10 protein-coding genes are annotated in these 10762 nt (G+C 40.3%); 4 read left to right on the plus strand and 6 right to left on the minus strand.

Annotation, left to right across the window (positions count from 1 at the left end):
- Nucleotides 1-4 precede the first annotated feature (4 nt).
- Both ahpF and FPQ13_RS10035 read left to right on the plus strand, forming a co-directional pair.
- Nucleotides 5-1576, plus strand: a complete 1572-nt coding sequence (gene ahpF / locus FPQ13_RS10030) for an alkyl hydroperoxide reductase subunit F (protein WP_144089192.1) — start codon at nucleotides 5-7, stop codon at nucleotides 1574-1576.
- A gap of 182 nt (nucleotides 1577-1758) precedes the next feature.
- Nucleotides 1759-2106: a hypothetical protein gene (locus FPQ13_RS10035; protein ID WP_144089193.1), complete on the plus strand. Its 348-nt coding sequence runs from the start codon at nucleotides 1759-1761 to the stop codon at nucleotides 2104-2106.
- Between the two features lie 526 nt (nucleotides 2107-2632).
- Here the strand turns inward: FPQ13_RS10035 and FPQ13_RS13905 are convergent.
- The gene (locus FPQ13_RS13905) at nucleotides 2633-2761 is read right to left on the minus strand and encodes a hypothetical protein (RefSeq protein ID WP_281281207.1); all 129 of its coding nucleotides are present in this window, start codon (nucleotides 2759-2761) and stop codon (nucleotides 2633-2635) included.
- Nucleotides 2762-2806: 45 nt separating this feature from the next.
- A complete protein-coding gene (locus tag FPQ13_RS10040; protein WP_246065476.1) occupies nucleotides 2807-3616 on the minus strand; it encodes a M28 family peptidase in 810 nt (269 codons plus the stop codon).
- Between the two features lie 304 nt (nucleotides 3617-3920).
- On the opposite strand from FPQ13_RS10040, the gene FPQ13_RS10045 reads away from it, so the two are divergent.
- Entirely contained in the window at nucleotides 3921-4880 is a 960-nt protein-coding gene (locus FPQ13_RS10045; protein ID WP_144089194.1) for a tRNA dihydrouridine synthase, read from the plus strand.
- 147 nt (nucleotides 4881-5027) lie between these two features.
- Here the strand turns inward: FPQ13_RS10045 and FPQ13_RS10050 are convergent, their stop codons facing one another.
- Together FPQ13_RS10050 and pdxS are read right to left on the minus strand one after the other, a co-directional pair.
- Nucleotides 5028-5453 carry a hypothetical protein gene (locus FPQ13_RS10050; protein ID WP_144089195.1) on the minus strand — a complete coding sequence of 142 codons (426 nt, stop codon included), beginning with the start codon at nucleotides 5451-5453 and terminating at the stop codon, nucleotides 5028-5030.
- A gap of 368 nt (nucleotides 5454-5821) precedes the next feature.
- Nucleotides 5822-6676: a pyridoxal 5'-phosphate synthase lyase subunit PdxS gene (gene pdxS / locus FPQ13_RS10055; RefSeq protein WP_144089196.1), complete on the minus strand. Its 855-nt coding sequence runs from the start codon at nucleotides 6674-6676 to the stop codon at nucleotides 5822-5824.
- Between the two features lie 358 nt (nucleotides 6677-7034).
- Here pdxS and brnQ point away from each other — a divergent pair, with 358 nt between their 5' ends.
- On the plus strand, nucleotides 7035-8393 hold the full coding sequence (gene brnQ / locus FPQ13_RS10060) for a branched-chain amino acid transport system II carrier protein (RefSeq protein ID WP_377862697.1): 1359 nt from the start codon (nucleotides 7035-7037) through the stop codon (nucleotides 8391-8393).
- Between the two features lie 49 nt (nucleotides 8394-8442).
- Here the strand turns inward: brnQ and FPQ13_RS10065 are convergent, their stop codons facing one another.
- Entirely contained in the window at nucleotides 8443-9090 is a 648-nt protein-coding gene (locus FPQ13_RS10065; protein ID WP_144089198.1) for a GntR family transcriptional regulator, read from the minus strand.
- A gap of 239 nt (nucleotides 9091-9329) precedes the next feature.
- The gene (locus FPQ13_RS10070) at nucleotides 9330-10511 is read right to left on the minus strand and encodes an NADH-dependent flavin oxidoreductase (RefSeq protein WP_144089199.1); all 1182 of its coding nucleotides are present in this window, start codon (nucleotides 10509-10511) and stop codon (nucleotides 9330-9332) included.
- Nucleotides 10512-10762 lie beyond the last annotated feature (251 nt).

The raw sequence follows: 10762 nt of genomic DNA on the forward strand, positions 1-10762 counted from the left end.
AAGCATGCTTGAAGCAAATATTAAAGCACAATTAGAACAATACCTTCAGCTGCTCGAAAATGATATTGTTTTAAAACTCAGTGTGGACACAGATGAAGTGTCGAAAAAAATGGAAGAGTTTGTGAATGAAATAGCTTCCATGTCATCCAAAATAACGGTTGAAAAGACAAGCTTAGAAAGAACACCAAGTTTTAGTGTAAATCGTGTTGGTGAAGACACTGGGATTGCATTTGCTGGCATTCCACTCGGTGAAGAGTTTACATCACTTGTATTGGCTTTACTGCAAGTCAGTGGAAGAGCGCCTAAGGTCGATCAAAGTGTTATTGACCAAGTAAAAGAAGTTGAAGGCGAATACCACTTCGAAACGTACGTAAGCCTTAGCTGTCATAACTGCCCAGATGTCGTACAAGCATTAAACATGATGAGCGTTCTCAATCCAAACATTTCCCATACGATGATTGACGGAGCGACAAACAAAGAAGAAGTTGAAGCGAAAAACATCATGGCTGTACCGACAGTTATGTTAAATGGTGAAGAATTCGGCAGCGGCCGTATGTCTGCTGAAGAAATCTTAGCTAAGCTTGGTAGTGGACCAGATGCATCTGAGCTATCTGCCAAAGATCCATTCGACGTCCTTGTTGTCGGCGGTGGACCAGCTGGTGCAAGTGCCGCTATTTATGCAGCACGTAAAGGAATCCGTACAGGTATTGTTACGGAGCGTCTAGGTGGCCAAGTGTTAGACACGATGAGTATTGAAAACTTCATCAGTGTCACAAAGACGGAAGGACCAAAGCTAGTTGCAAGCCTTGAAGAACATATGAAGGATTATCCTATTGATATCATTAACTTACAACGTGTGAGTGGTATCGAGAAAAAAGACATGTTTGAAATCGAGCTTGAAAACGGTGCGGTTCTAAAAAGCCGTACAGTGATCGCTTCAACAGGAGCGAGCTGGCGTAAGCTTGGTATTCCAGGCGAAGCAGAATTCTCGAACAAAGGTGTCGCATACTGTGCGCACTGTGATGGTCCATTGTTTGAAGGGAAAGATGTTGCTGTTGTCGGCGGAGGTAACTCTGGTGTTGAAGCAGCAATTGACCTTGCAGGCATTGTCAACCACGTAACTGTTCTAGAGTATTCTTCAGAATTGAAAGCGGACGAAGTGCTTCAGAACAACCTAGCTAAACTTCCGAACGTTACTGTGATTAAAAATGCTCAATCAACTGAAATCACAGGATCAGATCAAGTCGAAGGATTGAAATATATCGATCTCGAGACGAAGGAAGAAAAGCAAATTGACTTAGCAGGTGTGTTTGTTCAAATCGGTCTTGTTCCAAATACAGGTTGGCTTGGCGATAAAGTCGAGAAAAACCGTATCGGTGAGATCATTGTTGACAAACAAGGTTCTACAAACGTACCAGGTCTTTTTGCAGCAGGTGATTGTACGGATGTATTCTACAATCAGATTATCGTTTCAATGGGAACAGGAGCGACCGCAGCATTAGGCGCTTTTGATCACCTCATTAGAAACCCTGTAGAAACAAAAGAAGAACAAGGTGAACCTGTTAGCACAAAATAATATGAAATGAACGAACATTAGATCCTCATAGGAGTAGAGTTTTGATCTCTACTTTTATGGGGATTTTTTATTGATAAATGAATGAGAGGACACGAAGCCATAAAGAAGTTTAGACAAAAGAAAAATGAAACGAAATCAATACGAAATCAATGCTTTCAGTTAAGTAAAATAAAAGCGCTTCGATGACTGTTGAAGTAATGTCACTGACTGCTGAAGAATTGCCTCTAACTGCTGAAGAAGTGCTTCTAACTGCTGAAGTAATGTCGCTAACTGCTGAAGTTGAGCAGCTAACTGCTGAAGCTAGACCGCTGACTGTTGAGACGGTACAAGACGAATTCTTCGGTCTTCATATTCCGACAGAGTGTCCTGGCGTACCAACAGAAGTTCTTCATCCGAAGAAAACATGGACGGACAAAGATCGTTACGACCAACAAGCACAAGACCTAGCGAAGAAATTCCATGAGAACTTCAAACAGTTCGATCATGTAACAAAAGATATCGCTGAAGCAGGACCAACGTTCAGAGGATAATTGAATACAAAGTGATAATGACCTGGATTACCCGGTCCTTTTTTGTTGGTCATTGAAAGCTGTGGATAACATATGTGCCCGTTCATAAAAAATATGAGCCTATTCCCTAATTATATACACCCAAAAAGAAAATAAATGCGACCTAAACAAAAATTTATGTACCTTAAATTGAAATTTATGGGACCAATCTCAAAATATATGAGCCTTTCACATTAAGGTTGCGCATTTTAAAACAAATAAAAATACCTTTCATCCAACCAAGATAAATTGTATGATACATATAAGGAAATAATACAATTTATGGTATATCTGTTACTTAGGGGGGAGCAAAGCACATTGAAGGTTTGCACCTAACTGTTGAAGTTAGGCCGTTGACTGTTGAACCGCGACTGCTAACTGCTGAAGTTACGGCTACGGAAGATCGGTCACGCTGAAATCAGAGAAGCATCGAGAACGAGAGCCATTTAAGCAGAAAACCCGAACGATTTTTTATTGAAATCGCTCGGGTTTTAACTTGTTTATTTTTTTATAAATTTGGCTCTTCATAATAATAGTCTACAGGAACAGGTGCGACTGCGGAACGCTCAAGGGCAGGTGTATCTTTTCTTGCAACTTGATAAACGGCTGATCCGACTATTTTTGCTACATCGAACATTTTTTCTTTGCTGATATAATCAATTAAATCCTCTTCTGTATGATACTAAGGTTCAAGTGGTGTATGAATAAATAGTGCCGCAGGAATGCCTAAATTATGAAATGGAACATGATCGCTTCGTCCAAGTTCACTGTATGGAACGAGTTCGCTAACTCGAGATCCAGCTGCAGCTCCCAGATCTGTTACTGTATTTTGTTCGCCATCAGCTGTAAACATAACTAAATCTCCTGCATCCGCGCTACCAACCATGTCTAACTGAAACATCGCTACTGTTTGTTCGGCTTCATCTTCAGACATTGCTTCGGCATATCTTCTGGAACCCCATAATCCATATTCTTCAGCTCCAAAAGCGACGAACTTAACGGTTGTATCTGTTGGAGCTTTTGAGAATACACGCGCTAATTCAAGTAAGACACCAGTACCTGATGCATCATCATTTGCACCTGGGCTCCAAGGAACTGAATCGTGGTGTGAACCAATAATAATTTGTTGGCCAGAGTCGTGGTTTTTCTTCGGCTCTTTAACCGCTTCAACATTATAAGAAGTGACTTCTTTTCCTCCTGATGAGAACGTAAATTCTTGTACATTGACTTCTTCGTAACCATAACTTTCGAATTGTTCTACCAGGTAATCAACAGTTTCAAGCTCAGCTTCTGTACCTGCACCACGTGGACCAATTTCTTCTGAAAGATGTGACACGTGTTCATAGATTCGGTCTTCATCAATCTTCTTGATGATTTTATTGTCAAATGCGTGGGCAGAACCTCCTTTTCCATTATGATTAGCTGCTAGGCCAGGTGTTGTCCAAACCATGAGTAAAACAAGAACCATACTCAAAAGCCTAAATTGTTTCAATCCAATCACTTCCTTTCATGTGGTTGATTGTATGTATTCTGTCTTAAAGAAAAGAATCCTGTTAACAATCAGAAAATGATAAGAAAGTAATAAAGACCTCAATGCATTTGCTACTTAAGTAGGAAGAAAAAGAAGATGAAAGTCGTAGGTAAATGGTTAGCTTATGAAATGAAAGAAACAGAAATAATAAAATGCATCATCAATTTTTGTTGATATTCTTGGATTTAATGATTAAAATGAAGCATGGTATAAATGAATCTTAAATAGCGAACTAGCGAAAAACGAAAGAATGAGGAGATTCAATATGAAAGAAAATTTCTGGCGTGATTTACCACGACCATTTTTTATATTAGCACCGATGGAAGATGTAACAGATGTTGTTTTTCGACATGTCGTCAGTGAAGCGGCAAGACCGGATGTGTTTTTTACAGAGTTTACGAATACAGAGAGCTATTGCCACCCAAAAGGAAGACAAAGTGTGCGTGGCCGTCTGACATATACGGAGGACGAGCAACCGATCGTCGCTCATATTTGGGGTGACAAGCCAGCGTATTTCCGAGAAATGAGTATTGGTATGGCGAAGGAAGGCTTTCGTGGAATCGACATTAATATGGGATGCCCTGTTCAAAATGTCGCAGGAAACGGTAAAGGTTGTGGGCTGATTCGTCGTCCGGATGTAGCGGCCGAGATTATTGAAGCGGCTAAAGCGGGTGGACTCCCGGTCAGTGTGAAAACAAGACTCGGTTACACGCGCGTTGATGAATGGCGAGACTGGCTAACGCACATTTTGAAGCAAGATATCGTCAATCTATCTATTCATCTCCGTACAAAAAAAGAGATGAGCGATGTCGATGCGCACTGGGAATTAATTCCAGAAATTAAAAAGCTTCGAGATGAAATTGCACCGGATACATTGCTGACGATTAACGGTGATATTCCAGATCGTCAGAAAGGATTGGAGCTTGTTGAACAATACGGTGTAGATGGTGTCATGATCGGGCGAGGGATTTTTAAAAATCCATTCGCTTTCGAGAAAGAGAAGAAAGAGCATACACACAAGGAATCGTTGGATTTATTGAGATTACATCTCGATTTATTTGATCAATATGCCGAGCAGATGGAAACACGTCCGTTCAAGACGTTACGGAGATTCTTTAAGATCTATGTCAAAGGATTTCGCGGCGCGGGTGAATTACGAAATCGGTTGATGATGACCGAAACGACCGATGAGGTTCGTGAGTTGATCAACGAATATATGGATTAACTAAAACATCTCCTCTCTTTGGTTTTCAAGAGAAGAGATGTTTTTTTATTCAGATACGGTTTTGGCGCGAGATATTTTTTAGGTAAGTCTAACAATGGAGAGGGGGCCAGTTACCGAAGCAATAGTTAATGCTTCCTTAAGCTATATCTACCTAATTTGAATTACAGTAGGTTCATTTTCGCTTATTATTTCGATAATCTGATCCATTAAATAGATATGATGCTCTAAATGTATATCGGTACTCCCAAGTGTCGGCAGCGTATCATACCAATCGATAAAACTTGATTTGTTGGACTTGAAAAAAAGAAAATTGGTCAAAGGTCCTTTTTCTGAACCACCTAAATATTTTTGTATCGCATTCTGTGTGGGTATACTGAGATCAACGCGACTTGCTTCAGGTGTCACTCTAATTGCAAGCACTTCATGGAAAGAATAGGAGAGCTTGAATTGTTGGTTGTCATTTGTATCTATAATCATTTCAACATTCGGGTAGTGTGTAATCTGTATAAGGTTTAGGGGTGGTTCGTATGATGTCGATATGGGCTGCCAAACCTCAAAAATGTCATTACTCATCTGTATAGCTCCTTAATAATAACGAATTTTATCAAATGGTGTGCCGTAATTCCATTGTAATCTCCAGTGTCCCCTACTAAACTTATTTTAAGAAAAACCCTACCTACTACTTAAATATTATATATAAACTATTATGAATATTCAATGTAATTATAATAGGAAAATATTATTAAGTAAACTTGCTTAACTAATTGTATTTAAGAGGTAGCGAGCTAAGGAAATAACTGATGACGACTGAAACAATCGATGAGGTCCGTGAGTTGATCGATCAATATTAAGACGATTGGCCTTTTATAAATGCATATTCAAAATATGAAAAAAGCCAATTACCGAAGTATCGGTAACTGGCTTCTTACATACTAGATTGTTTATTCACTTCGGTCTTGCATTCGTTCATCTTCGCTCAAAGTACCGATGCCTTTCATCGCAGTACCTAGGTCTTTTGAAAGTTCAGCAATTAACTTGTAATCTCTATAATTTGCAGTTGCTTGTACAATCGCTTCTGCAAACTTTTGCGGATTATCGGATTTGAAAATACCTGAGCCGACAAATACTCCGTCAGCGCCAAGCTCCATCATTAACGCCGCATCAGAAGGTGTTGCAACACCACCAGCAGCGAAGTTATTAACAGGCAGGCGACCTTCCTTTTGAATTGTCAAAAGCAGCTCATAGGGTGCTTGGATATTTCTCGCAAATGTCATCACTTCATCTTCGGACATTGAGGCAAGCTGTCTAATTTCTCCTTGGACTTGTCTGAGATGGCGGACTGCTTCTACGATGTTTCCTGTTCCAGGCTCTCCTTTTGTTCGGAGCATGGAAGCACCTTCTCCGATTCGGCGTGCTGCTTCTCCGAGATTACGACACCCACATACGAACGGTACTGTGTAATCGGATTTTTTTAAATGAAACACATCATCGGCTGGTGTGAGGACTTCACTTTCATCAATATAATCGACACCGATTGCTTCAAGAACACGTGCCTCTACAATATGACCGATTCTGCCTTTCGCCATGACAGGGATGGATACAGCATTCATCACTTCTTCTGTAATTGTCGGGTCAGCCATACGGGCAACACCGCCTGCTGCTCTAATATCTGAAGGTACACGTTCTAGTGCCATAACCGCGACTGCTCCTGAAGCTTCCGCAATTTTGGCTTGTTCGGCATTCACGACGTCCATGATAACGCCGCCTTTAGGAATTTCTGTTTCGAATTTCGTCATTTGTTCTAGTCCCCCTGTAATCCGTCTATTTAAGACTGTCTCTCAAAACGATATTATATCACTTGAAACTAGCTTTTAACAGGACTGGTTGCTACCATCGTATCTCACTATTTATGTCCAATGATTGTTGGGCAAGGATTTATAGCTTTAATGGCTGTTATTAACGGCGTATCACATATCAAAGAAAGCAGATATAAAAGCAAATGACGACGACCAATCCTACTTCATTATTTTTTAATAAATGAAATTCTCTAAAAATTCTAGTAATATATTGCATTTCGCATGAAGAAGTAGTATTATGTTTTTAACCGATATATTGCATATTGCTAAAACAAATCATCTTAGGAGGAAACTTATCGTGAAATTATCTTTTTCATCTTACGCAGCAGTTGGAGTTATGTTATTCGCACTATTTTTTGGTGCTGGAAATCTGATTTTTCCAGCAAGTTTAGGTCAAAACGCAGGAACGAATCTTTGGCCAGCAGCAATTGGGTTCTTAATTACCGGAGTAGGTTTACCTCTTCTTGGAATCATCGCCATGAGTTTTTCAGGGAGCCGTAACTTGCAGGAACTTGCAACACGAGTACACCCGGTTTATGCCGTGTTCTTTACATCTTTACTTTATTTGACGATTGGACCGTTCTTTGCATCTCCTCGTACAGGAACTGTCGCATTTGAAGTTGGTTTTTCATCTTTCGTCAGTGAATCGTCTCAACAATTATGGTTATTTATTTTTACGTTAATATTCTTTGCAATTGTTCTATTCTTTTCATTAAAACCTGGGAAATTGGTTGATACAGTTGGTAAAATGCTGGCACCTGGATTGGTTGCATTAATCGCGATCCTATTGGTCACCGCTTTTGTTAGTCCGATGGGTGAGATTCAAGCACCGCAAGATTCTTATTCAAGCGGAGCCTTCGTAACGGGATTCCTCGAAGGTTATAATACGATGGATGCCTTGGCGTCATTAGTGTTCGGGATTATCGTCATCAATGCTATTCGTTCCATGGGTGTCACATCGAAAACAGACATTCTTAAAACAACGATTAAAGCGGGAAGTATTGCGGTCTTGCTATTAGGATCGATCTATGTGGGAATTGCTTACCTTGGTGCTACTAGTACCCAAGTCCTGCCGTTTTTTGATAATGGTGGACCTGTCTTGAGCGGAGCAGCCTCTCATTACTTTGGTACATTTGGCTCTGTCCTGTTAGCGGTCGCGATTACCTTGGCTTGTTTAACGACAGCCATCGGCCTGACCGTAGCAAACGCACAGTATTTCAATACACTATTTCCGAAATTCAGTTATAAAACATTGGTTGTTTTCTTTGCAACGATTACGTTTGTCATTGCCAACTTCGGATTGACGAATATCATTACGTATTCTATTCCGGTCTTGATGTTCTTGTACCCATTGGCGATTGTCTTGATGATTTTGACATTTTTGTCTCCTTTGTTCAATCATGATCGCATCGTCTATCAAGCTACGATTGCTGTAACGTTTTTGATTAGTATTTTTGATGGGCTTCAGTCGCTAACTAAATCATTAGGAATCGAAAATTTCAGTTGGATGCAGCCAATTATAAACTTTTATGAACAAGCCCTTCCTCTATACGGTCAAGGTCTTGGATGGCTGTTGCCTGCAATTGTTACTATTGTAGTCACCGGAGTCATTACTCGCTTCAGAAAAGAAACGACAGTTGAGGCTCAAGCTTCATAAAACACTTAAAAAAACCGGTTCCTCTAGGAGCCGGTTTTTTGATGCTATATTATTTAAATTCTTTTAATGTTCGTAGCCAATTCTCTTTCATAACTGTTGCAGCTTCGTCTTTATTTCCGTTTTTCATCGCCTCAATAATCAAACGATGCTCTTCAATGGACTTTTCTGTTAACTCAATCGAATTATAGAAAAAGTGGCGTCGTACATGTGCTTGTAAGGATTTTAATACGGTTTGGATATAATTGTTATTCGTTATGTCAACAATCAATTGGTGAAATTCTTCATCGACCTTCAGTGCAGCATAGTCATTATTCGAATGGATGGCTTGAGCGAACCGATCGTTGATTTGTTCGAGTTGAAAAATGTGATCTTCCGTCAATTGATCTGTCGCCAATTCGGCGGATAAAGACTGTAATGCCGCCAAAGGGGGGAGAAGGTCATTAATCGCTTCCCGTTCAATTTTGGTGACTTGTGTTGCTTTAGCCGGAAACATTTTGACAAAACCGTGTGCTTCCAAAAGTTGCAAAGATTCACGAACCGGAGTTCTGCTGACACCTAGCGATTTGGCTAGTTCGGAATCATTTAGTTTTTCGCCAGGGAGCAATGTTCCATCGATAATCCACTGTTGAATTTGGTTGAATGCGCTTTCTTTAGCGGATTGGCGAACAGGTTTGGAGTGATTTGCAGGTACTGGCATCCTACTTCTCCTCTCTAGATACTTTTTTAGTATATTTATAGTATACAGGAAAAATCTATCTAATGGAATATGCGATATATCAGTGATTTTATAGTGAGATATAAAATGATAGAGACGAGCTTAAAATGTATTTCCTCGGCTCGTCTCTAAAAGTCAATTTTGACGGACGGTGACTGATCACTTTTTTTAGTCAAAATTTATACGTTTTACGAGGGAAGTGAGCCAGCTTTAACTAGCAATTAATATAATTTCCTTAGTTCTTCTCTCGCCTCTTCAGAAAGCGACCCACCAATATCCATTAATTCCACGATATCTTTAAACGCTCTTTCGGGGATGGCTAAATCAGGTACTTCCTCAGCAGTGAACCCTAAGTCAATTTCATCTTCGCGACCTTCTTTGAGTTTAGACACGAATTCAGGCTCCGTCACAAATGGAGTGGACATGCCGACCATATCCGCAAATTGCATTGCTTCCATCGCTTTTTCAGGTGAATTGATTCCACCGGTTGCCATAACTGGAACACGCTCAGATAGATGGTCATAGATGACGCGATTCATGTATTCACCTTTGAATTTTCCTTGACGGAGGGTTTGTTTATAAATGCTTTTGCCCCAGCTGGCAGTCGCTAAATAATGAATTGTGGAGACTTCCATAATTCGGTTCATAAAGTCGATAAATTCTTCAGCACTATAGCCGATGTCATTGCCTCGCGTTTCTTCGGGCGTTCCTCTGAAGCCGAGGATAAAATCGGATGGCGCTTCTTCATCAATGACTTTCTGGACCGCTTCCATCACTTCGACCCCGAAACGGGAACGGTTTTCAAGATTCTGAGGTCCGTATTCATCGTCACGTTCATTCGAAAACGTAGAAAAGAACGTCTGGATTAATAGTCTTTGGGCACTGGAAATTTCCACGCCATCAAAGCCTGCGGCAATCGCGCGCCGGGTAGCGTCAGCATATTGTGTGATTACGTGCTTGATTTTACGCTTGGACATCGGTAAAACCGTATGTTCGACAGGGGTTTTCAATTCCATTTGACTTGGTCCGTAAACAACTCCGAAATCTTTTAACGAAATTTTCGAGAAACGCCCTGCGTGTGTGAGCTGAATGATCGCTTTCGCACCGTCTTTTTTCATCGCTTGAGCAAGTTTTTTCAAGCCTTCGATGCTACGGTCATCATCGATACTAAATCCGTACTCGAATAACTGACCATACGGTTCAATATAGGCTGCACCGGTGATCTGCAGTGGCGCAGACCCTGCACGACGCTCTGCATAAGCTAAATCCTCTTCGGTCACATAGCCTTCACTAGTCGAAGAGTTCGTAACCATTGGGGATAAAACAAAGCGATTATCTAATGGAACACCATTCGGTAGAGTAATAGATTTGAATAAACGTTGGAATTGTTCGGATGTTTTCATATGTATGGACTCATACCTTTCGTGTTGATTTTGGTAATTTAAGTATACCATCTGTTAATGAAAATTAAATGAGTTAGATTATTAACATATTTTGAGCCCTTAGTTGACCGAAATCTGTCGATTAGTGTAGAAAGTGAAATTTATATTTTTTATTGCTTTTTACATTTAATAAGTAATGAATCAATTTCATAAATCTTAGCCCTTACAGGGCAAGGGTTTCAAAACACAAAAAAGGAAGTACCTCCCCAAAG

Origin of the sequence: Allobacillus salarius (assembly GCF_007559425.1) — a bacterium.
Taxonomy (GTDB): Bacteria; Bacillota; Bacilli; order Bacillales; family Alkalibacillaceae; genus Allobacillus; species Allobacillus salarius.